General features: G+C 42.4%; 10 protein-coding genes, 2 tRNA genes and 6 rRNA genes. All 18 read left to right on the forward strand.

All coding sequences use genetic code 11. The annotated features are described in order from the left end of the window. The 18 genes from dnaA to MKX57_RS00090 all read left to right on the forward strand — a co-directional run bounded on the left by dnaA (nt 1) and on the right by MKX57_RS00090 (nt 25,212). Nucleotides 1-1,350: a chromosomal replication initiator protein DnaA gene (gene dnaA, locus MKX57_RS00005; protein WP_008177987.1), complete on the forward strand. Its 1,350-nt coding sequence runs from the start codon at nt 1-3 to the stop codon at nt 1,348-1,350. A gap of 170 nt (nt 1,351-1,520) precedes the next feature. Then, complete coding sequence (gene dnaN, locus MKX57_RS00010; RefSeq protein ID WP_090002677.1) at nt 1,521-2,657, forward strand: DNA polymerase III subunit beta; 1,137 nt, start codon at nt 1,521-1,523, stop codon at nt 2,655-2,657. Nucleotides 2,658-2,768: 111 nt separating this feature from the next. Beyond that, nucleotides 2,769-2,993 carry a S4 domain-containing protein YaaA gene (gene yaaA / locus MKX57_RS00015; RefSeq protein ID WP_008177990.1) on the forward strand — a complete coding sequence of 75 codons (225 nt, stop codon included), beginning with the start codon at nt 2,769-2,771 and terminating at the stop codon, nt 2,991-2,993. A gap of 3 nt (nt 2,994-2,996) precedes the next feature. Beyond that, nucleotides 2,997-4,112, forward strand: a complete 1,116-nt coding sequence (gene recF / locus MKX57_RS00020; protein ID WP_008177992.1) for a DNA replication/repair protein RecF — start codon at nt 2,997-2,999, stop codon at nt 4,110-4,112. A gap of 92 nt (nt 4,113-4,204) precedes the next feature. Further along, on the forward strand, nt 4,205-6,139 hold the full coding sequence (gene gyrB, locus MKX57_RS00025; protein ID WP_171366103.1) for a DNA topoisomerase (ATP-hydrolyzing) subunit B: 1,935 nt from the start codon (nt 4,205-4,207) through the stop codon (nt 6,137-6,139). 25 nt (nt 6,140-6,164) lie between these two features. Next, nucleotides 6,165-8,630, forward strand: coding sequence for a DNA gyrase subunit A (gene gyrA, locus MKX57_RS00030; protein WP_008177996.1), 2,466 nt, complete (start codon nt 6,165-6,167; stop codon nt 8,628-8,630). Nucleotides 8,631-8,771: 141 nt separating this feature from the next. Next, nucleotides 8,772-9,854, forward strand: a complete 1,083-nt coding sequence (locus MKX57_RS00035; protein WP_008177998.1) for an HD-GYP domain-containing protein — start codon at nt 8,772-8,774, stop codon at nt 9,852-9,854. Nucleotides 9,855-10,246: 392 nt separating this feature from the next. After that, a 16S ribosomal RNA gene (locus tag MKX57_RS00040) occupies nt 10,247-11,798 on the forward strand. 93 nt (nt 11,799-11,891) lie between these two features. Further along, a tRNA-Ile gene (locus MKX57_RS00045) sits at nt 11,892-11,968 on the forward strand. 12 nt (nt 11,969-11,980) lie between these two features. Next, nucleotides 11,981-12,056: transfer RNA gene (locus MKX57_RS00050), tRNA-Ala, on the forward strand. A gap of 88 nt (nt 12,057-12,144) precedes the next feature. Continuing rightward, nucleotides 12,145-15,072: ribosomal RNA gene (locus MKX57_RS00055) — 23S ribosomal RNA — on the forward strand. A 186-nt stretch (nt 15,073-15,258) separates the two neighbouring features. Further along, nucleotides 15,259-15,374, forward strand: a 5S ribosomal RNA gene (gene rrf, locus MKX57_RS00060). A gap of 386 nt (nt 15,375-15,760) precedes the next feature. Continuing rightward, nucleotides 15,761-16,654, forward strand: a complete 894-nt coding sequence (locus MKX57_RS00065; RefSeq protein ID WP_008181694.1) for a patatin-like phospholipase family protein — start codon at nt 15,761-15,763, stop codon at nt 16,652-16,654. 302 nt (nt 16,655-16,956) lie between these two features. Next, a 16S ribosomal RNA gene (locus tag MKX57_RS00070) occupies nt 16,957-18,508 on the forward strand. A gap of 233 nt (nt 18,509-18,741) precedes the next feature. After that, nucleotides 18,742-21,669 (forward strand): 23S ribosomal RNA (locus MKX57_RS00075). 186 nt (nt 21,670-21,855) lie between these two features. Beyond that, nucleotides 21,856-21,971: ribosomal RNA gene (rrf, locus tag MKX57_RS00080) — 5S ribosomal RNA — on the forward strand. The 16S, 23S and 5S rRNA genes sit together here with 2 tRNA genes alongside, the layout of an rRNA operon. Nucleotides 21,972-22,275: 304 nt before the next feature. Then, nucleotides 22,276-23,739, forward strand: coding sequence for an IMP dehydrogenase (gene guaB / locus MKX57_RS00085; protein WP_008179648.1), 1,464 nt, complete (start codon nt 22,276-22,278; stop codon nt 23,737-23,739). A 141-nt stretch (nt 23,740-23,880) separates the two neighbouring features. Then, entirely contained in the window at nt 23,881-25,212 is a 1,332-nt protein-coding gene (locus MKX57_RS00090) for a D-alanyl-D-alanine carboxypeptidase family protein (protein ID WP_083244759.1), read from the forward strand. The last annotated feature ends 70 nt before the right edge of the window (nt 25,213-25,282 follow it).

A 25,282-nucleotide genomic window follows, 5' to 3' on the forward strand; every position in this document is an offset into this window, starting at 1 on the left:
TTGGAACATTTAGAAGAATTATGGAATAATGTCCTGGCTCAAGTTGAACAAAAAATTTCTAAACCAAGCTTCGAAACGTGGCTAAAGTCTACCAAATTACTGTCCTACAATGGCAGTGGTTCAACTGTGACAATTGCTGCGCCAAATTCGTTTGCTCGAGATTGGCTTGAGAATCATTATATTCATTTGATTACAGGTATATTAACGGAGCTTACAGGCGAAGACTTGCTTATTAAATTTGTTGTTCAAAAAAACCAGGATTCGGACGATTTTGATTTGCCGGCGCCGATTATCCAAGCAAAAAATAACGATCACCATGATATTTCACCGGGGATGCTAAACCCGAAGTATACTTTTGATACGTTTGTTATTGGCTCTGGTAACCGCTTTGCACATGCTGCCTCTCTAGCAGTTGCTGAAGCACCTGCAAAGGCTTATAACCCTTTCTTCATTTATGGGGGAGTTGGGCTTGGTAAGACGCACTTAATGCATGCCATTGGTCATTATGTTTTAGAGCATAATCCGAATGCAAAAGTAGTCTATTTATCATCTGAGAAATTTACAAATGAATTTATTAACTCTATTCGTGATAACAAAGCACTTGATTTTCGCAATAAGTACCGCAATGTGGATGTACTGCTAATTGATGATATTCAATTCCTTGCTGGAAAAGAATCAACTCAAGAAGAATTTTTCCACACGTTTAATACTTTACATGAAGAATCCAAGCAAATTGTTATATCAAGTGACCGACCTCCAAAGGAAATTCCAACATTAGAGGATCGGCTACGTTCACGTTTTGAATGGGGATTAATAACGGATATTGCACCTCCTGATTTGGAAACACGTATTGCTATTCTGCGTAAAAAAGCAAAAGCAGATGGTTTAGAGGTACCCAATGAGGTGATGCTCTATATTGCGAACCAGATTGACTCCAATATTAGGGAGCTTGAAGGTGCGCTTATTCGCGTCGTTGCCTATTCATCACTCGTAAACAAAGATATTAATGCCACACTTGCTGCAGAGGCACTAAAGGATATCATTCCTAATTCAAAGCCACGAACTGTGACAATATTAGACATTCAAAATGCTGTTGGTGAGCATTTTAGTATACGTTTAGAAGATTTTGTGGCGAAAAAGCGTACAAAGCTAATTGCTTTTCCTCGCCAAATTGCCATGTATTTATCACGCGAATTAACAGATTTTTCGCTGCCGAAAATTGGCGAAGAATTTGGAGGACGTGATCATACAACTGTGATTCATGCTCACGAAAAAATATCTTCTTTGTTGAAAAATGACGTCCAGCTTCAACAAGATGTTAAACAAATTCGTAGCATGCTAGGGAAGTAATTACTGTGGACAATCCTACTATTTAAACACAAACTTATACACAGTCTATCTACATGTGGATAGACTGATTTTATTCATAAAAAGGCACTTATCCACAAATCCACAGAGCCTATTACTATATCTTTTTTATTTTATATAAATAAATAATATAAATATGTGAGGGAAAACGAATGAAATTTGATATTTTACGTGACCGTTTATTAGAGGGTTTAAATGATGTCATGAAAGCAGTAAGTTCTAAAACAACTATCCCGATTTTAACAGGGATTAAAATTGATGTAACAGAAGAAGGTATTCGCTTAACAGGTAGTGATGCAGATATTACAATCCAAACATTTATCCCTGTTGAGGAAGATGGACAACAGATTATTCACATTGCAGAAACAGGATCAATAGTTGTACAAGCTCGTATGTTTAATGAAATTGTACGTAAATTACCAACAAATGATGTTGAAATCCATGTAACACCTGGTTTCCAAACTCATATTCGCTCTGGTAAATCTGAGTTCCATTTAATTGGCTCTGATGCAGCTGAATACCCATTATTACCAGAATTAACGGAAGATCAAAAATTTACTATTCCTGCTGATCTTCTAAAAACAATTATTCGTGAAACAGTGTTTGCAGTTGCCACTTCAGAAAGTAGACCGGTGTTGACAGGTGTAAACTGGCAGATTAAAAACGAAACATTAATCTGTGTTGCAACAGATAGTCACCGTTTAGCTAGACGTAAGGTACAACTGGAAAATTTACCAGCAGTTGAGCATAGTGTTGTTATCCCAGGAAAAAGTTTAAATGAGTTAAATAAAGTACTAGAGGATTCTACAAATCTTGTCCAAATTGTTATTACAAGTCAGCAAGTATTATTTAAAACAGGAGATGTTTTATTCTTCTCTCGTTTGTTAGAAGGAAATTACCCAGACACTACTCGCTTAATTCCGGAAGAATATCAAACTAATGTAACGATTAACGGCAAATCTTTATTGCAAGCTATTGACCGTGCCTCACTAGTAGCAAGAGGAGACCGTAATAATGTTGTCCGTTTTGAAATATTAGGCCACCAAGCAGTTGAAGTTTCTTCTAATTCACCTGAAATCGGTAAAGTACAAGAGGAAATTCCTGTTGAGTCATTAGAAGGGGAAGGTCTGAAAATTTCTTTTAGTGCCAAATATATGATGGAGGCATTGAAGGCAATCGACGGCCAAGATGTAGTTATTCAATTTACAGGCGCAATGAGACCGTTTATTTTACGCTCGGTTCATGACGATGCAATTTTACAATTAATTTTACCTGTACGTACTTACTAAAAATTTAAGATCTGTTAGGATAGTCGCAATTTGCGGCTATCTTTTTTACTTATGGGGAAATTTTAGGTATGATAGAGAGATAGTCAGTCTGTATTTGGAGGGGAACACACTATGCAGGACATTAAAATCGATGAGGAGTTCATCACGTTAGGGCAGCTATTAAAAATATCTGATGCCATTAGTTCAGGTGGAATGGCGAAGTGGTTTTTACAGGAAAATGCTGTATATGTCAATGGAGAAGTAGACGATCGTCGAGGTCGAAAATTACGTAACGGAGATGTTATAAATATACCAGGATGTGGTCGTTTTCAGATCGTAGGACCAACTGGGCAATAAACTATGCATATTGAACAAATAAAACTTACAAATTACCGTAATTATGATGCTTTAGCTTTAAACTTCTCTCCAAAAATTAATGTTTTCATTGGTGAAAATGCTCAAGGAAAAACAAATGTTATGGAGTCTATTTACGTATTAGCAATGGCTAAATCCCATCGAACAACGAACGATAAAGAATTGATACGTTGGGATTCAGACTATGGTAAAATAGAAGGGGCCGTTCAAAAAAGACATGGTATTTTACCGATTGAGCTTACGATTACAAAGAAGGGTAAAAAGGGCAAGATAAATCATATAGAGCAAAGTCGCCTTAGTCATTATATTGGCCAAATGAACGTCGTAATGTTTGCACCAGAGGATTTAAACGTTGTAAAGGGTAGTCCGCAAATACGCCGACGTTTTATTGATATGGAGATTGGGCAAATTTCGCCTGTCTATTTACATGATTTATTAACCTTTCAAAAAGTTTTAAAACAACGTAACCATTTCTTAAAGATGAACCAGGGCAAGTCCATGTCAAATGATGTGATGTATGAGGTTTATAATGAACAATATATTCATGCAGCTACCCAAATTATTCGTAAAAGATTTCAATTTATGGATTTATTGCAGGAGTGGGCTGAACCTATACATGCAGGTATATCACAAGGGAAGGAAACGCTCGTTATAAAATATCGTACGGTAGCTGGAATAGAAAAAGAACATTCTTCTAGCGAAATTGAAAATACTTTACATCAAAAATTGATGGAAGCAAGAGAACGCGAATTTGACAGAGGTGTGACGTTAGTAGGTCCACATCGTGATGATTTGCAGTTTTTAGTAAATGGCTATGATGTGCAAACATATGGCTCGCAAGGACAGCAGCGTACAACCGCATTGTCTTTAAAACTTGCTGAAATTGAATTAATTAAACAAGAAACAAATGAAACACCCATACTACTTTTAGATGATGTCTTGTCGGAACTTGATGATTATCGTCAATCGCATTTATTAAATACCATTCAAGGTGAAGTGCAAACCTTTGTCACAACTACAAGTGTTGAAGGAATTCATCATGAAACAATGGAGCAGGCTCAACTGTTCCACGTGAAACAAGGTGCGATTGAAAAAAGTTAGCCAGGGTAGTTTTTTAGATTACAAAAGAATGGTAATAGTCAGCTCGGTTGACTGTTCATTCATTTACACACAATGATGTTATGAAGGAGTAGATGAAAGCCGTGGCTATAGAGAACGAAGGTTTACAAAACCAAGCTTATGAGGCCGATCAGATACAGGTATTAGAAGGTTTAGAGGCAGTACGTAAAAGACCAGGGATGTATATCGGTTCAACAAGCTCAAAAGGGTTACACCACTTAGTATGGGAAATCGTTGATAATAGTATCGATGAAGCTCTGGCAGGATTTTGTACAGATATACAAGTAACAATAGAAAAAGAAAACTGGATTCGCGTAGAAGATAACGGTCGTGGTATTCCGGTCAGCATTCAAGAAAAGATGGGTAAGCCTGCTGTTGAAGTTATCATGACAGTTTTACATGCTGGTGGTAAATTTGGCGGTGGAGGCTACAAAGTTTCAGGTGGTCTACATGGAGTAGGGGCATCCGTTGTTAATGCTCTTTCTGTTGAAACAATTGTGCAAGTTCACCGTGAAGGTCATATTCATGAAATCAAATTCCAACGTGGAAAAACGATACAAGAACTAAAGATTATTGGTGATACAGACCGTAATGGAACAACAACACGTTTTAAAGCGGACCCAGAAATTTTTAAAGAAACTACTGTTTATGAGTATGATATTTTAGCTCATCGTATTCGTGAATTGGCTTATTTAAATCGTGGAATCAAGATTACCATTGCCGATGAACGTGAAGGTGAGGAGCGTTCAACTACATATCACTATGAAGGTGGTATTCGTTCATATGTTGAGCACCTAAATCAATCTAAAGAGCCTATTCATGATCCGATTGATGTACTTGGAGAAAAAGATGGTATCTCGGTTGAGATTGCTATGCAATATAATGCCGGATTCTCTTCTAATATATTTTCATTTGCTAATAACATTAATACGTATGAAGGTGGTACACATGAGTCTGGTTTTAAAACAGCTCTTACACGCGTCATTAATGATTACGCACGAAAAGGTGGATTATTGAAAGAAGCTGATGCCAATTTGACAGGTGAGGATGTGCGCGAAGGCTTAACAGCTATTGTTTCTATTAAACATCCAGATCCTCAATTTGAGGGGCAAACAAAAACAAAGCTAGGGAACTCGGAAGTAAGTCAAATTACTAACGCTTTATTCTCGGATGGCTTTGAACGTTTTATGTTGGAAAATCCAACTGTTGCTCGCAAAGTTGTGGAAAAAGGTTTAATGGCAGCTCGTGCTCGTGTCGCAGCCAAAAAGGCCCGTGAATTTACTCGTCGTAAAAATGCACTTGAAGTGTCAAGCTTGCCTGGTAAATTGGCTGACTGTTCTTCAACGAATCCAGCTGATTGTGAAATCTATATTGTTGAGGGTGATTCTGCGGGAGGATCAGCTAAATCAGGACGTGATCGTCACTTCCAAGCAATATTGCCTTTACGTGGGAAAATTCTCAATGTTGAAAAGGCACGCTTAGATAAGATTTTATCGAACGCAGAAATCCGTGCCATGATTACAGCATTCGGTACCGGTATTGGAGAAGAGTTCAATTTAGAAAAGGCCCGTTATCATAAAATTATTATTATGACAGATGCCGATGTTGATGGTGCACATATTCGTACATTGCTTTTAACATTCTTCTTCCGTTTCCTTCGTCCACTTATAGAGGCAGGCTATATTTACATTGCGCAGCCACCACTTTATCAAGTGAAACAAGGTAAGCATGTTGAATATTGCTATGATGATGAAACATTAAAAGAAATTTTAGAACGACTACCAAAAATGCCAAAACCGAATGTACAACGTTATAAAGGTCTTGGTGAAATGAATGCTGAACAACTTTGGGATACTACAATGGATCCAGAGCACCGTACATTATTACAAGTAGAATTAGATGATGCAATTAAGGCTAACCAAGCATTTGAGCGTTTAATGGGCGATGAAGTTGAACCTCGTCGTCAATTTATTGAGGAAAATGCCGTTTACGCTAATTTAGATATCTAATTTTTCTTGAGAGGAGGTCTACACTTTGTCAGAACAAGAACGCTCCGGTGTTAAAGGAATTAATATTACAGAAGAAATTGAAACATCCTTTCTTGATTATGCAATGAGTGTAATTGTTTCACGTGCATTACCTGATGTACGTGATGGATTAAAACCAGTACATCGTCGTATTTTATATGGGATGCAGGAGTTAGGAAATACAGCAGATAAACCTTACAAAAAATCAGCACGTATTGTTGGTGATGTTATGGGTAAGTACCATCCACATGGTGACTCTTCCATTTATGATGCTATGGTACGTATGGCACAAGATTTTAGCTATCGTTATATGCTTGTTGACGGTCATGGGAACTTTGGTTCTGTTGATGGTGATGGAGCGGCAGCTATGCGTTATACAGAATCACGTATGTCTAAAATTGCGATGGAAATGCTACGTGATATCAATAAAGACACAATTGATTATACAGATAACTATGATGGCTCTGAAAAAGAACCGATTGTTTTACCAAGTCGTTATCCAAACTTATTAGTAAACGGTGCTGCAGGGATTGCCGTTGGTATGGCCACAAATATTCCTCCTCACCATTTGGGAGAAACGATTGATGCGGTTATAGCACTTTCTGAAAACCCAGCCATTACTACAGAAGAATTGATGGAAATCATCCCTGGCCCAGATTTCCCTACTGGCGGATTAATTTTAGGCCGTAGTGGGATTCGTAGAGCTTATGAATCTGGCCGTGGTTCTATTATTATTCGTGCGAAGGTGGAAATTGAGCAAAAGGCAAATGGTAAGGAAACTATCCTTGTCCATGAATTACCATACCAAGTAAATAAGGCTAAGCTGATTGAAAAAATCGCAGAGCTTGTCCGTGATAAAAAAATCGATGGTATTACGAATTTACGTGATGAGTCAGACCGTCGTGGTATGCGGGTAGTTATCGAGGTACGAAAAGATGCAAATGCAAATGTAGTGTTAAATAATCTATACAAACAAACAGCTATGCAATCAAGCTTTGGTATCAATATGCTGTCATTAGTAAATGGTCAGCCAAAGGTATTAGGCTTAAAAGAAATGCTATACCATTATTTAGAGCACCAAAAAGTTATTATTCGTCGTCGTACTGAATTCGATCTTCGAAAAGCAGAAGACCGTGCACATATTTTAGAAGGCTTACGAATTGCATTAGACCATATTGATGAAATAATTGCGATTATTCGTGGTTCTCGTAGTGGTGAAGAAGCGAAGCCTCAATTAATGGAGCGTTTTAATTTATCAGAACGACAAGCTCAAGCAATTTTAGATATGCGTTTAGTTCGTTTAAGTGGCTTAGAGCGTGAAAAAATAGAAGCTGAATATCAAGAGCTTCAGGTTCTAATAGCTGAATTAAAGGCAATTTTAGCGGACGAAGCTAAAATTGTTGATATCATTCGTACTGAAATTTTAGAGCTGAAAGACCGCTATAGTGATATACGCCGTACTGAAATTACTTCTGGCGGTATTGAAATGATTGAAGATGAGGATCTAATTCCTGTTGAAAATTCAGTCGTTACTTTAACGCATAACGGCTATATTAAACGTTTAGCTGCGAATACATATCGTAGTCAGAAACGCGGTGGTCGTGGAGTTCAGGGAATGGGTACAAACGAAGATGACTTTGTAGAACATCTTATGAATACCTCTACGCATGATACAATTCTATTCTTTACTTCCAAAGGTAAAGTATTTAGAGCGAAAGGTTACGAAATTCCAGAGTATGGTCGTACAGCTAAAGGGCTACCGATTGTTAACTTGCTCAATATCGATAAAGGTGAGAAAGTAACAGCGATGATTCGTGTTGGATCATTTGATGAAGATGCGTACTTTATCTTTACAACAAAAACGGGTATTACGAAACGTACACCTGTATCACAATTTGCCAACATTCGTACGAATGGTTTAATAGCTATCAGTTTACGAGAAGATGATGATCTTATTTCTGTTCGTTTAACAGATGGGGATAAGCAAATTATCATTGGTACACGTGATGGTATGCTTGTTCGTTTCCAAGAAGATGATATTCGTTCTATGGGACGTACAGCTGGTGGTGTACGAGGTATTAAACTTCGTGATGGTGACGAAGTAGTAGGTATGGAGATTGTTGAACCAGGACAAGAAATTTTAGTAGTTACTGAAAAAGGTTATGGTAAACGTACTTCTGAAGATGATTATCGTTTACAAAGCCGTGGTGGCGTTGGATTAAAAACAATGCAAATTACTGATAAAAATGGTCCGATGGTGGCTGTGAAAACAGTTGATGGTTCAGAGGATCTTATGCTTATAACTATTAACGGTATGCTTATTCGTATGGATGTTAATGATATTTCATTAATTGGGCGCAGCACACAGGGTGTTCGTTTAATTCGCTTAGGTGATGAAGAATTGGTTGCAACTGTGGCTAAGGTTGAAAAAGCAGAAGAATTGCCTGAAGACGAAGAGGAAATAGAGGAATAATTTAAACCGATGACGACAGCGTTCATGTCGATCATCGGTTTTTTATTATAAATAATGAAAAATAAGTAATTATTTTGAATTACATGATAAAATAAAAGTACCCTTATTTGAAGCAAGTTAAAGTGGAGAGGTGTTCATTTCATGGAAACAATACATGTTCCAATTTCAGAGTTAGGCGTTGGTAGAGTAATTTCTGAAGATATTTTTGCTAATACACAGTATCCTATCATCTTTAAAGATACAATGATTTCCCATGTACATTTACAAGTTTTCCAGGCATTTAATATTTTTAACGTCCCTGTTTATAAAAATCAAAACGATATTCGGTCGGAAAAGAAAGAAATTGATGTAGAAGTAGTAGTAGAGGACATTCCGACTTTTAGGAAGTCTTATAATCATTCTATTGAACAATTTAAAAAGGAATTTAAAAATTGGGAAGCGGGTGCTAAAGTAGATATCGCCAAAGCAAGAACCATTATATTGCCTTTGGTAGAAATGGTCTTGGAAGATCGAACAATTATTTTTGATTTAAATGAGTTTTCTAACCCTAAAGACTATTTATATCACCATAGTGTAGCAACAGCTTTGATTTCCTCTGTCGTTGCTCAAAAGTTAGGCTATGATAGAGGGACAACAATTCAAATTGCCATAGGTGGCCTATTAGCTGATTGTGGAATGGCTAAAGTACACCCCCGTATTCGAGATAAAAAGACACCTCTTACTGAGCAGGAGTTTGATGAAATTTATAAACATCCAATTTATAGCTATAACATGGTGAAGGATTTAACCATTTTAAAAGAAACTATGAAAGAGGCAATATTTCAACACCATGAACGTTTAAATGGAAGCGGGTATCCGAAAGGCGAAAAGATCGCTAATATTTCTATCTTTGCGCAAATCATTGCCGTGGCAGATGTATTCCATGCCATGACTTGTGAACGTGTATATAGGTCAAAGCAATCGTCGTTTAAAGTAATAGAAATGATTAATGAATCTGAGTTCGGTAAGTTTGATATTAAAGTGGTACGTGCATTAATCGATATTGTTGCGGATCTCCCTATAGGTACGATTGTTGAACTTTCTAACCTAGAGCGTGGAGAAGTCATGTTTGTAAATAAGTTTGCACCCACACGTCCTCTCATTAAATTAGTTCATACAGGCGAAATTTTTGATTTAGGAAAAAACCGCAGTTTTTATATTTCTCGAATCATTACTAATTTGTAGAAAGGCAAGCCATAATTATGGCTGCCTTTTTTCATTTATAGTAAGGATCATAATGTGGAGAGGTATACGGTTATATAAAGTATAGTACCTTCAATTTCCAACTTTCTCTTCTACTAGGCAATATACTATTTTTGCTTAGTATCAAGTGTTTGAATTGATAAATTTAATCTATTGAAATATTTTTAGATAATATGTTGACATAGTTGTCGAATCTTGATATTATTAGTGAGTCGCCAAGAGGTGACGCTGAAATAAACAACATGAACCTTGAAAACTGAACAAGCAAAACGTAATCAATAAAGTTTTTAGTAGCTAGCCTAGCTAGTGAACAAAACAAAATTTTGGACATCAAAATTGATGCCAGCAAAACAATTTGAGCTAATCAAATTTCTTTTATGGAGAGTTTGATCCTGGCTCAGGACGAACGCTGGCGGCGTGCCTAATACATGCAAGTCGAGCGAACAGAGAAGGAGCTTGCTCCTTCGACGTTAGCGGCGGACGGGTGAGTAACACGTGGGCAACCTACCTTATAGTTTGGGATAACTCCGGGAAACCGGGGCTAATACCGAATAATCTGTTTCACCTCATGGTGAAACACTGAAAGACGGTTTCGGCTGTCGCTATAGGATGGGCCCGCGGCGCATTAGCTAGTTGGTGAGGTAACGGCTCACCAAGGCGACGATGCGTAGCCGACCTGAGAGGGTGATCGGCCACACTGGGACTGAGACACGGCCCAGACTCCTACGGGAGGCAGCAGTAGGGAATCTTCCACAATGGGCGAAAGCCTGATGGAGCAACGCCGCGTGAGTGAAGAAGGATTTCGGTTCGTAAAACTCTGTTGTAAGGGAAGAACAAGTACAGTAGTAACTGGCTGTACCTTGACGGTACCTTATTAGAAAGCCACGGCTAACTACGTGCCAGCAGCCGCGGTAATACGTAGGTGGCAAGCGTTGTCCGGAATTATTGGGCGTAAAGCGCGCGCAGGTGGTTTCTTAAGTCTGATGTGAAAGCCCACGGCTCAACCGTGGAGGGTCATTGGAAACTGGGAGACTTGAGTGCAGAAGAGGATAGTGGAATTCCAAGTGTAGCGGTGAAATGCGTAGAGATTTGGAGGAACACCAGTGGCGAAGGCGACTATCTGGTCTGTAACTGACACTGAGGCGCGAAAGCGTGGGGAGCAAACAGGATTAGATACCCTGGTAGTCCACGCCGTAAACGATGAGTGCTAAGTGTTAGGGGGTTTCCGCCCCTTAGTGCTGCAGCTAACGCATTAAGCACTCCGCCTGGGGAGTACGGTCGCAAGACTGAAACTCAAAGGAATTGACGGGGGCCCGCACAAGCGGTGGAGCATGTGGTTTAATTCGAAGCAACGCGAAGAACCTTACCAGGTCTTGACATCCCGTTGACCACTGTAGAGATATAGTTTCCCCTTCGGGGGCAACGGTGACAGGTGGTGCATGGTTGTCGTCAGCTCGTGTCGTGAGATGTTGGGTTAAGTCCCGCAACGAGCGCAACCCTTGATCTTAGTTGCCATCATTTAGTTGGGCACTCTAAGGTGACTGCCGGTGACAAACCGGAGGAAGGTGGGGATGACGTCAAATCATCATGCCCCTTATGACCTGGGCTACACACGTGCTACAATGGACGATACAAACGGTTGCCAACTCGCGAGAGGGAGCTAATCCGATAAAGTCGTTCTCAGTTCGGATTGTAGGCTGCAACTCGCCTACATGAAGCCGGAATCGCTAGTAATCGCGGATCAGCATGCCGCGGTGAATACGTTCCCGGGCCTTGTACACACCGCCCGTCACACCACGAGAGTTTGTAACACCCGAAGTCGGTGAGGTAACCTTTTGGAGCCAGCCGCCGAAGGTGGGATAGATGATTGGGGTGAAGTCGTAACAAGGTAGCCGTATCGGAAGGTGCGGCTGGATCACCTCCTTTCTAAGGATATTTTCGGAATACAAACCTTGGGTTTGTAAGATTACGTTTTGCGTTCAGTTTTGAAGGTTTATTAATAATATAAAACTTCCAAGAGGGCCTATAGCTCAGCTGGTTAGAGCGCACGCCTGATAAGCGTGAGGTCGATGGTTCGAGTCCATTTAGGCCCACCATATATACCTCTTGGGGCCTTAGCTCAGCTGGGAGAGCGCCTGCCTTGCACGCAGGAGGTCAGCGGTTCGATCCCGCTAGGCTCCACCAAACTTGTTCTTTGAAAACTGGATAAAACGACATTGAAATTGTAACAAACACATTTATTTTTTAAGTTTTTTTATAGGCTTAATAACTTGGTTAAGTTATTAAGGGCGCACGGCGAATGCCTTGGCACTAGGAGCCGAAGAAGGACGGCACTAACACCGATATGCTTCGGGGAGCTGTAAGTGAGCTTTGATCCGGAGATTTCCGAATGGGGGAACCCACTACGTTTAATCGCGTAGTATCTTGACGTGAATACATAGCGTCTTGAAGGCAGACCCAGGGAACTGAAACATCTAAGTACCTGGAGGAAGAGAAAGAAAAATCGATTCCCTGAGTAGCGGCGAGCGAAACGGGAAGAGCCCAAACCAAGAGGCTTGCCTCTTGGGGTTGTAGGACACTCAATACGGAGTTACAAAAGAGCGAGTTAGATGAAGCGACTTGGAAAGGTCCGCCAGAGCAGGTAAAAGCCCTGTAGTCGAAAGTTCGTTCCCTCCTGAGTGGATCCTGAGTACGGCGGAACACGTGAAATTCCGTCGGAATCCGGGAGGACCATCTCCCAAGGCTAAATACTACCTAGTGACCGATAGTGAACCAGTACCGTGAGGGAAAGGTGAAAAGCACCCCGGAAGGGGAGTGAAAGAGATCCTGAAACCGTGTGCCTACAAGTAGTTAGAGCCCGTTAATGGGTGATAGCGTGCCTTTTGTAGAATGAACCGGCGAGTTACGATTACGTGCGAGGTTAAGCTTTAGAAGGCGGAGCCGCAGCGAAAGCGAGTCTGAATAGGGCGAAATAGTACGTGGTCGTAGACCCGAAACCAGGTGATCTACCCATGTCCAGGGTGAAGGTAAGGTAACACTTACTGGAGGCCCGAACCCACGCACGTTGAAAAGTGCGGGGATGAGGTGTGGGTAGCGGAGAAATTCCAATCGAACTTGGAGATAGCTGGTTCTCTCCGAAATAGCTTTAGGGCTAGCCTCGTGATGAGAATACTGGAGGTAGAGCACTGTTTGGACTAGGGGGCCATCCCGGTTTACCGAATTCAGACAAACTCCGAATGCCAGATATTTATACACGGGAGTCAGACTGCGAGTGATAAGATCCGTAGTCAAAAGGGAAACAGCCCAGACCACCAGCTAAGGTCCCAAAGTAATCGTTAAGTGGAAAAGGATGTGGCGTTGCACAGACAACCAGGATGTTGGCTTAGAAGCAGCCATCATTTAAAGAGTGCGTAATAGCTCACTGGTCGAGTGACGCTGCGCCGAAAATGTATCGGGGCTAAACGATTCACCGAAGCTGTGGATTGACATCTACGATGTCAGTGGTAGGAGAGCGTTCTAAGTGCGTTGAAGTCAGACCGGAAGGACTGGTGGAGCGCTTAGAAGTGAGAATGCCGGTATGAGTAGCGAAAGACGGGTGAGAATCCCGTCCACCGTATGACTAAGGTTTCCTGAGGAAGGCTCGTCCGCTCAGGGTTAGTCGGGACCTAAGCCGAGGCCGATAGGCGTAGGCGATGGACAACAGGTTGATATTCCTGTACCACCTCCTCACCGTTTGAGAAATGGGGGGACGCAGTAGGATAGGGTAAGCGCGCTGTTGGTTATGCGCGTCCAAGCAGTAAGGCGTGTGTGTAGGCAAATCCGCACACTGTAACGTTGAGCTGTGATGGCGAGTCCGTATGGACGAAGTTCCTGATTTCACACTGCCAAGAAAAGCCTCTATCGAGGTGAGAGGTGCCCGTACCGCAAACCGACACAGGTAGTCGAGGAGAGAATCCTAAGGTGTGCGAGAGAACTCTCGTTAAGGAACTCGGCAAAATGACCCCGTAACTTCGGGAGAAGGGGTGCTCTTGAGCGTGCAAGCGCATGAGAGCCGCAGTGAATAGGCCCAGGCGACTGTTTAGCAAAAACACAGGTCTCTGCAAAACCGTAAGGTGACGTATAGGGGCTGACGCCTGCCCGGTGCTGGAAGGTTAAGAGGAGTGGTTAGCGCAAGCGAAGCTGCGAATTGAAGCCCCAGTAAACGGCGGCCGTAACTATAACGGTCCTAAGGTAGCGAAATTCCTTGTCGGGTAAGTTCCGACCCGCACGAAAGGCGTAACGATCTGGGCACTGTCTCAACGAGAGACTCGGTGAAATTATAGTACCTGTGAAGATGCAGGTTACCCGCGACAGGACGGAAAGACCCCGTGGAGCTTTACTGTAGCCTGATATTGAATTTTGGTACAACTTGTACAGGATAGGTAGGAGCCAGAGATCTCGGAGCGCCAGCTTCGAAGGAGGCGTCGGTGGGATACTACCCTGGTTGTATTGAAATTCTAACCCATGCCCCTTAGCGGGGCAGGAGACAGTGTCAGGCGGACAGTTTGACTGGGGCGGTCGCCTCCTAAAAGGTAACGGAGGCGCCCAAAGGTTCCCTCAGAATGGTTGGAAATCATTCGTAGAGTGTAAAGGCACAAGGGAGCTTGACTGCGAGACCTACAAGTCGAGCAGGGTCGAAAGACGGGCTTAGTGATCCGGTGGTTCCGCATGGAAGGGCCATCGCTCAACGGATAAAAGCTACCCCGGGGATAACAGGCTTATCTCCCCCAAGAGTCCACATCGACGGGGAGGTTTGGCACCTCGATGTCGGCTCATCGCATCCTGGGGCTGTAGTCGGTCCCAAGGGTTGGGCTGTTCGCCCATTAAAGCGGTACGCGAGCTGGGTTCAGAACGTCGTGAGACAGTTCGGTCCCTATCCGTCGTGGGCGTAGGAAATTTGAGAGGAGCTGTCCTTAGTACGAGAGGACCGGGATGGACACACCGCTGGTGTACCAGTTGTCTTGCCAAAGGCATCGCTGGGTAGCTATGTGTGGACGGGATAAGTGCTGAAAGCATCTAAGCATGAAGCCCCCCTCAAGATGAGATTTCCCATTACGCAAGTAAGTAAGATCCCTCAAAGACGATGAGGTAGATAGGTTCGAGGTGGAAGTGTGGTGACACATGGAGCTGACGAATACTAATCGATCGAGGACTTAACCAAAAAGTTTGAAACCTTCAATGAACCGTTTATCCAGTTTTGAAAGAATAATTTCTTTTATGAAGGGTTTCAAGATACGAGTAGTTCGAGGAAGCAATGGAGAGAGGGAAGGAGCGTACTCAAGTACGTGACTGAATGAACGACAGCAGCTGACGAAGAAATGCGATGTATATTGAAAGCCGAAAATAGTCTAGTGATGATGGCAAAGAGGTCACACCCGTTCCCATACCGAACACGGAAGTTAAGCTCTTTAGCGCCGATGGTAGTTGGGGGCTTCCCCCTGTGAGAGTAGGACGTCGCTAGGCAATAAAAACAGTCAGCTGTGTGCTGACTGTTTTTTTATTTCATATAAAATGTTTTTAAATTTTTAATTTGAAGTAAAGTTTTTTATATAGATCTCCATAAATTTTATAGAGTAAATCTATTATGGGTACGTAGAAACTTTATGAAACGAATGACTAAATTAATAAGTTGGAAGTGTTAATTGAAATGATATAAACAATTCATGTTATATAATATTTTCTCATTTGTAAAAGAGGACACCAATCTATGAAATTGTTCCAATATCCTAAATACTAAAGTAATTCCTTTTTCAGTAATAGTTTGATTTCGACACTAAAATACAAATTTTAGTTCTAATCGTCAATTTCGATTCTTATAATGTAAAGATTACGAAAAAAGGAGAGGGAATATGTGGATTGATGGTGTGTTTTCTGGGGGAGGTTTGAAGGGCTTTGCACTCGTGGGAGCTTATCAAGTACTAGAAGCTGAAAATTTCCGTTTTAAACGTGTGGCTGGTACAAGTGCTGGAGCAATCTTAGCTGCGTTCATTGCTGCAGGATATAGCGGTAGAGAAATTGAAACTATGCTAGAAGAGTTAGATGTACCTTCATTACTCGATTCTAGAAGAACAATATTACCTTTCCCTTTTATGAAATGGATAAATGTTTATAACCATTTAGGTCTGTATAAAGGAAAGGCATTAGAAAAGTGGTTCTTCAAAAAATTGGCCGAAAAAGGCGTTTATACTTTTGGAGATCTACCCAAAGATTCACTAAAGCTAGTCGCTTCAGATATAACTAATGGTAGAATAATTGTATTGCCAGACGATTTATACAAATACCAAATAGATGCCAATAATTTTTCAGTTGCTTGTGCTTTACGTATGAGCTGTGGTATACCATTTTTCTTTGAACCGGTTACGTTAAAGACAGGCAAAGGTGAGTCGGTAATTGTAGATGGAGGTGTTTTAAGTAATTTCCCTTTATGGATTTTTGACGATAGGGAGGGGAGAAAAGTACGACCCATTTTAGGACTTAAATTAAGTAGACGGAGAGAGGAACAGTGTCCTCATGAAATTAAAAATGGATTAAATTTATTTGAAGCATTATTTTCAACTATGAAAGATGCACATGATGAAAGATATATATCAAGAAGACATGAAAGAGATATTATTTTTATTCCTGTAGAAGATTACAGTGCTACGCAATTTGATTTAAATGAAGAAACAAAAGAAACACTCTTAGAAATAGGAAGGAATCGTACCATTCAATTTTTAAGAAACTGGCCACGACTAAGATTATAAAAAAAGATTTATAAAAACTATTGACCATTGAAAATAAGCATGTTATTATATAAAAGTTGCTGTTGAGATATGCAGCTACTAAAATATAAAAAATAAAATAACTGTTTGACAAACATTATAAAACATGTTATTATATAAAAGTTAGCTCTTAGCAAAGTAGCGAACATCAAATGAACCTTGAAAACTGAACATGCAAAACGTAATCAATAAAGTTTTTAGTAGCTAGCCTAGCTAGTGAAAGAAACAAAATTTTGGACATCAAAATTGATGCCAGCAAAACAATTTGAGCTAATCAAATTTCTTTTATGGAGAGTTTGATCCTGGCTCAGGACGAACGCTGGCGGCGTGCCTAATACATGCAAGTCGAGCGAACAGAGAAGGAGCTTGCTCCTTCGACGTTAGCGGCGGACGGGTGAGTAACACGTGGGCAACCTACCTTATAGTTTGGGATAACTCCGGGAAACCGGGGCTAATACCGAATAATCTGTTTCACCTCATGGTGAAACACTGAAAGACGGTTTCGGCTGTCGCTATAGGATGGGCCCGCGGCGCATTAGCTAGTTGGTGAGGTAACGGCTCACCAAGGCGACGATGCGTAGCCGACCTGAGAGGGTGATCGGCCACACTGGGACTGAGACACGGCCCAGACTCCTACGGGAGGCAGCAGTAGGGAATCTTCCACAATGGGCGAAAGCCTGATGGAGCAACGCCGCGTGAGTGAAGAAGGATTTCGGTTCGTAAAACTCTGTTGTAAGGGAAGAACAAGTACAGTAGTAACTGGCTGTACCTTGACGGTACCTTATTAGAAAGCCACGGCTAACTACGTGCCAGCAGCCGCGGTAATACGTAGGTGGCAAGCGTTGTCCGGAATTATTGGGCGTAAAGCGCGCGCAGGTGGTTTCTTAAGTCTGATGTGAAAGCCCACGGCTCAACCGTGGAGGGTCATTGGAAACTGGGAGACTTGAGTGCAGAAGAGGATAGTGGAATTCCAAGTGTAGCGGTGAAATGCGTAGAGATTTGGAGGAACACCAGTGGCGAAGGCGACTATCTGGTCTGTAACTGACACTGAGGCGCGAAAGCGTGGGGAGCAAACAGGATTAGATACCCTGGTAGTCCACGCCGTAAACGATGAGTGCTAAGTGTTAGGGGGTTTCCGCCCCTTAGTGCTGCAGCTAACGCATTAAGCACTCCGCCTGGGGAGTACGGTCGCAAGACTGAAACTCAAAGGAATTGACGGGGGCCCGCACAAGCGGTGGAGCATGTGGTTTAATTCGAAGCAACGCGAAGAACCTTACCAGGTCTTGACATCCCGTTGACCACTGTAGAGATATAGTTTCCCCTTCGGGGGCAACGGTGACAGGTGGTGCATGGTTGTCGTCAGCTCGTGTCGTGAGATGTTGGGTTAAGTCCCGCAACGAGCGCAACCCTTGATCTTAGTTGCCATCATTTAGTTGGGCACTCTAAGGTGACTGCCGGTGACAAACCGGAGGAAGGTGGGGATGACGTCAAATCATCATGCCCCTTATGACCTGGGCTACACACGTGCTACAATGGACGATACAAACGGTTGCCAACTCGCGAGAGGGAGCTAATCCGATAAAGTCGTTCTCAGTTCGGATTGTAGGCTGCAACTCGCCTACATGAAGCCGGAATCGCTAGTAATCGCGGATCAGCATGCCGCGGTGAATACGTTCCCGGGCCTTGTACACACCGCCCGTCACACCACGAGAGTTTGTAACACCCGAAGTCGGTGAGGTAACCTTTTGGAGCCAGCCGCCGAAGGTGGGATAGATGATTGGGGTGAAGTCGTAACAAGGTAGCCGTATCGGAAGGTGCGGCTGGATCACCTCCTTTCTAAGGATATTTTCGGAATACAAACCTTGGGTTTGTAAGATTACGTTTTGCGTTCAGTTTTGAAGGTTCATTCTTCTGAATGAAATACTTCAAAACTTGTTCTTTGAAAACTGGATAAAACGACATTGAAATAGTAACAAACACATTTATTTTTTAAGTTTTTTATAGGCTTAATAACATTAAAAGGTTTCAAGACACGAGCAGTTAAATGCGATGTGTATTGAAAGCTGATAGGTTAAGTTATTAAGGGCGCACGGCGAATGCCTTGGCACTAGGAGCCGAAGAAGGACGGCACTAACACCGATATGCTTCGGGGAGCTGTAAGTGAGCTTTGATCCGGAGATTTCCGAATGGGGGAACCCACTACGTTTAATCGCGTAGTATCTTGACGTGAATACATAGCGTCTTGAAGGCAGACCCAGGGAACTGAAACATCTAAGTACCTGGAGGAAGAGAAAGAAAAATCGATTCCCTGAGTAGCGGCGAGCGAAACGGGAAGAGCCCAAACCAAGAGGCTTGCCTCTTGGGGTTGTAGGACACTCAATACGGAGTTACAAAAGAGCGAGTTAGATGAAGCGACTTGGAAAGGTCCGCCAGAGCAGGTAAAAGCCCTGTAGTCGAAAGTTCGTTCCCTCCTGAGTGGATCCTGAGTACGGCGGAACACGTGAAATTCCGTCGGAATCCGGGAGGACCATCTCCCAAGGCTAAATACTACCTAGTGACCGATAGTGAACCAGTACCGTGAGGGAAAGGTGAAAAGCACCCCGGAAGGGGAGTGAAAGAGATCCTGAAACCGTGTGCCTACAAGTAGTTAGAGCCCGTTAATGGGTGATAGCGTGCCTTTTGTAGAATGAACCGGCGAGTTACGATTACGTGCGAGGTTAAGCTTTAGAAGGCGGAGCCGCAGCGAAAGCGAGTCTGAATAGGGCGAAATAGTACGTGGTCGTAGACCCGAAACCAGGTGATCTACCCATGTCCAGGGTGAAGGTAAGGTAACACTTACTGGAGGCCCGAACCCACGCACGTTGAAAAGTGCGGGGATGAGGTGTGGGTAGCGGAGAAATTCCAATCGAACTTGGAGATAGCTGGTTCTCTCCGAAATAGCTTTAGGGCTAGCCTCGTGATGAGAATACTGGAGGTAGAGCACTGTTTGGACTAGGGGGCCATCCCGGTTTACCGAATTCAGACAAACTCCGAATGCCAGATATTTATACACGGGAGTCAGACTGCGAGTGATAAGATCCGTAGTCAAAAGGGAAACAGCCCAGACCACCAGCTAAGGTCCCAAAGTAATCGTTAAGTGGAAAAGGATGTGGCGTTGCACAGACAACCAGGATGTTGGCTTAGAAGCAGCCATCATTTAAAGAGTGCGTAATAGCTCACTGGTCGAGTGACGCTGCGCCGAAAATGTATCGGGGCTAAACGATTCACCGAAGCTGTGGATTGACATCTACGATGTCAGTGGTAGGAGAGCGTTCTAAGTGCGTTGAAGTCAGACCGGAAGGACTGGTGGAGCGCTTAGAAGTGAGAATGCCGGTATGAGTAGCGAAAGACGGGTGAGAATCCCGTCCACCGTATGACTAAGGTTTCCTGAGGAAGGCTCGTCCGCTCAGGGTTAGTCGGGACCTAAGCCGAGGCCGATAGGCGTAGGCGATGGACAACAGGTTGATATTCCTGTACCACCTCCTCACCGTTTGAGAAATGGGGGGACGCAGTAGGATAGGGTAAGCGCGCTGTTGGTTATGCGCGTCCAAGCAGTAAGGCGTGTGTGTAGGCAAATCCGCACACTGTAACGTTGAGCTGTGATGGCGAGTCCGTATGGACGAAGTTCCTGATTTCACACTGCCAAGAAAAGCCTCTATCGAGGTGAGAGGTGCCCGTACCGCAAACCGACACAGGTAGTCGAGGAGAGAATCCTAAGGTGTGCGAGAGAACTCTCGTTAAGGAACTCGGCAAAATGACCCCGTAACTTCGGGAGAAGGGGTGCTCTTGAGCGTGCAAGCGCATGAGAGCCGCAGTGAATAGGCCCAGGCGACTGTTTAGCAAAAACACAGGTCTCTGCAAAACCGTAAGGTGACGTATAGGGGCTGACGCCTGCCCGGTGCTGGAAGGTTAAGAGGAGTGGTTAGCGCAAGCGAAGCTGCGAATTGAAGCCCCAGTAAACGGCGGCCGTAACTATAACGGTCCTAAGGTAGCGAAATTCCTTGTCGGGTAAGTTCCGACCCGCACGAAAGGCGTAACGATCTGGGCACTGTCTCAACGAGAGACTCGGTGAAATTATAGTACCTGTGAAGATGCAGGTTACCCGCGACAGGACGGAAAGACCCCGTGGAGCTTTACTGTAGCCTGATATTGAATTTTGGTACAACTTGTACAGGATAGGTAGGAGCCAGAGATCTCGGAGCGCCAGCTTCGAAGGAGGCGTCGGTGGGATACTACCCTGGTTGTATTGAAATTCTAACCCATGCCCCTTAGCGGGGCAGGAGACAGTGTCAGGCGGACAGTTTGACTGGGGCGGTCGCCTCCTAAAAGGTAACGGAGGCGCCCAAAGGTTCCCTCAGAATGGTTGGAAATCATTCGTAGAGTGTAAAGGCACAAGGGAGCTTGACTGCGAGACCTACAAGTCGAGCAGGGTCGAAAGACGGGCTTAGTGATCCGGTGGTTCCGCATGGAAGGGCCATCGCTCAACGGATAAAAGCTACCCCGGGGATAACAGGCTTATCTCCCCCAAGAGTCCACATCGACGGGGAGGTTTGGCACCTCGATGTCGGCTCATCGCATCCTGGGGCTGTAGTCGGTCCCAAGGGTTGGGCTGTTCGCCCATTAAAGCGGTACGCGAGCTGGGTTCAGAACGTCGTGAGACAGTTCGGTCCCTATCCGTCGTGGGCGTAGGAAATTTGAGAGGAGCTGTCCTTAGTACGAGAGGACCGGGATGGACACACCGCTGGTGTACCAGTTGTCTTGCCAAAGGCATCGCTGGGTAGCTATGTGTGGACGGGATAAGTGCTGAAAGCATCTAAGCATGAAGCCCCCCTCAAGATGAGATTTCCCATTACGCAAGTAAGTAAGATCCCTCAAAGACGATGAGGTAGATAGGTTCGAGGTGGAAGTGTGGTGACACATGGAGCTGACGAATACTAATCGATCGAGGACTTAACCAAAATGTTTGAACCATTCAATGAACCGTTTATCCAGTTTTGAAAGAATAATTTCTTTTATGAAGGGTTTCAAGATACGAGTAGTTCGAGGAAGCAATGGAGAGAGGGAAGGAGCGTACTCAAGTACGTGACTGACTGAACGACAGAAGCTGACGAAGAAATGCGATGTATATTGAAAGCCGAAAATAGTCTAGTGATGATGGCAAAGAGGTCACACCCGTTCCCATACCGAACACGGAAGTTAAGCTCTTTAGCGCCGATGGTAGTTGGGGGCTTCCCCCTGTGAGAGTAGGACGTCGCTAGGCAATAAAGGCAGTCAGCTGTGTGCTGGCTGTTTTTTTTATTTTATTATTTTAAGGAAATTCTTCATAAATTACAGGATTTTATACAAAAATCAATCATTATCAAAAGATTTAATTGTAAGATCTTATATAACTATATGATGGTCGCTAGTAGTTTTTTATATAGCTATTTATTTGGATTTTCAATTAAAATTTGCTATGATTAAAAGTCTGAATTGTCTTTCTTTTATAAGTTTCTTGACAGTAGCAGTCCACGTTGTTAATCTTACAATTAATATTCTTTTAACTATAGGAGGACGTTACGAAAATGTGGGAGACTAAATTTGCCAAAGAAGGTTTAACTTTTGATGATGTATTATTAGTACCAGCTCATTCCGAAGTATTACCGAAAGATGTTGATTTATCTGTTCAATTAACACCAAAGATTAAATTAAACATTCCAATGATCAGCGCAGGTATGGATACAGTTACAGAGTCTAAAATGGCTATTGCTATGGCACGACAAGGCGGAATCGGTATTATCCATAAAAACATGGGTATCGACGAACAGGCTGAACAAGTAGAAAAAGTAAAACGTTCTGAAAATGGTGTTATTACAAACCCATTCTTCTTAACTCCAACTCATCAAGTTTTCGATGCTGAGCATTTAATGGGTAAATACCGAATCTCTGGTGTACCTATTGTTGACAGTATGGAAAACCAAAAACTAGTAGGAATCATTACAAACCGTGATTTACGTTTTATCTCAGATTACTCTTTAAAAATTGAAGATGTTATGACGAAAGAAGATTTAATTACAGCTCCTGTTGGAACGACTCTAGAGGATGCAGAAAAAATTCTTCAACAATATAAAATCGAAAAACTTCCGATTGTTGATGAAGAAGGTCGTTTAACTGGTCTTATCACAATCAAAGATATCGAGAAAGTTATTGAATTCCCTAATGCTGCTAAAGATACACATGGTCGCTTACTTGTAGGTGCAGCAGTAGGTGTATCCAAGGATACAATGGTACGTATCGAGAAGCTTGTAGAAGCACAAGTTGATATTGTAGTAATCGATACAGCACACGGACATTCAGAAGGTGTATTACAGACAATACGTTCAATCCGTGAAACTTACCCAGAACTAGAAATCATTGCTGGTAACGTAGCTACTGCAGAAGGTTCACGTGCATTATTCGAGGCTGGAGCAGATGTTGTTAAAGTAGGAATTGGCCCAGGTTCAATTTGTACTACACGTGTTGTGGCTGGTGTAGGTGTACCGCAAATTACAGCAGTATATGATTGTGCTACAGTAGCTCGTGAACTTGGTAAAACAATTATTGCTGATGGTGGTATTAAATACTCTGGCGATATTGTGAAAGCTTTAGCAGCTGGTGGAAATGTTGTAATGCTAGGTTCACTTCTTGCAGGTACTTCTGAATCTCCAGGAGAGACAGAAATCTTCCAAGGTCGTCGCTTTAAAGTATACCGTGGTATGGGATCTATCGGAGCAATGGAAAAAGGCTCAAAAGATCGTTACTTCCAAGAGGATGCGAAAAAGTTAGTGCCTGAGGGTATTGAAGGTCGCCTTCCTTATAAAGGACCATTAGCTGATACAATCTATCAACTGATTGGTGGTATCCGAGCTGGTATGGGTTATTGTGGAGCACCACATCTTGAGTATTTACGAGAAAATGCACAATTTGTTAAAATGACTGGTGCAGGTCTTCGTGAATCACATCCACATGATGTGCAGATTACAAAAGAGTCACCAAACTATTCCATGTAATATATTACTTGCAACTTTTATGCTTTCGCATCGTCTACAAAGATGGCGCGAGAGCATTTTTTTATGGCAGAGAGTCAACACGTATGTTGATATCTATGATAAAATGTCGAGGACAAGATTATTTTTTGGAGGGCTTTCAAGGTGAAAAAGAAAATGAACACCGTATTACGCTTACTCCTAATTCCCGTTTTATTAATTGGTATTTTTGCAGGTATTCCTGCAAAGGCAAATGCAGAGACGGATTTAGGACTAACAGTGGATGCTGCAATTTTAATTGACGCAGATTCAGGAAAAATTTTATATGAACAAAATGCAGATACTTCACTAGGTATTGCAAGTATGACAAAAATGATGACTGAATACCTGTTATTGGACGCTATTGATGCAGGGACAGTTAAATGGGATCAAGAATACCACGTAACCGATTATACGTATCGTATGTCTCAAAATCGTGCATTAAGTAATGTACCTTTACGTCGTGATGGTTCTTACACGATTCGAGAATTGTACGAGGCAATGGCTATTTATTCAGCGAATGCTGCAACTGTTGCTATAGCTGAAACAATTGCTGGAACAGAGACTGAATTTTTGAAATTAATGAACAAAAAAGCAGAAGAACTTGGCCTTGAGGGTTATAAGTTTGTCAATTCCACAGGTCTAAATAACGCTGATCTTTTTGGGATGCAACCAGCTGGGACAGGACCAGAAGATGAGAACGTGATGCCTGCAAAATATGTGGCAAAACTAGCCTACCATCTATTAAAGGATCACCCAAAGGTATTAGAAACTTCTCAAATTACTAAAAAGACATTCCGTGAAGGTACAGAGGATGCCATTGAAATGTCTAACTGGAACTTTATGTTACCAGGGTTAGTTTTTGAATATCAAGGTGTAGATGGATTAAAAACAGGTACTACAAACTTTGCAGGCCATTGCTTCACTGGTACTGCAGAACGCAATGGTACTCGATTAATTGCAGTGGTCATGAAGGCTGTTGATGCAAGTGGACAAGGGTCATATAAAGCTCGTTTTGATGCAACAGCAAAATTATTTAACTATGGTTTTTCACAATTCTCAAAACAAGAAATTTTACCAGCAAACTATACGTTTAAAGATCAAAAAACAGTAAAAGTGACAAAAGGTAAAGAAGACAAAGTAGAGATTGCTGTAAAAGAACCTATTTCATTTATGATCAAGTCTTCTGATAAAGATCTCTATAAACCTAAATTGGTTTTAGATAAAAAGAGTCTTGAAGCAGGAGTTAAGAAAGATACTGTTGTAGGGAAGGTCGTTATTGAGCGCACAGAGGGCACAGATTACGGCTTTATCGATGGTAAGGATATTTCATCCGATATTGTTACTACAGGGGCTGTAGAGCGTGCTAGTGGTATCTCATTGTTCTTCCAAGGTGTTGGGAACTTCTTCGGCAATTTATGGAGTGGGATTTCTGACTTCGTTGGAGGTCTATTCTAATCATTAATTAAAAAGCACATGAATGATAACAAACATTCATGTGCTTTTTCACATTTTTGACCCGAATAGC

The sequence above is a fragment of the Lysinibacillus sp. FSL M8-0216 genome, assembly GCF_038595555.1.
Classification (GTDB): domain Bacteria; phylum Bacillota; class Bacilli; order Bacillales_A; family Planococcaceae; genus Lysinibacillus; species Lysinibacillus fusiformis.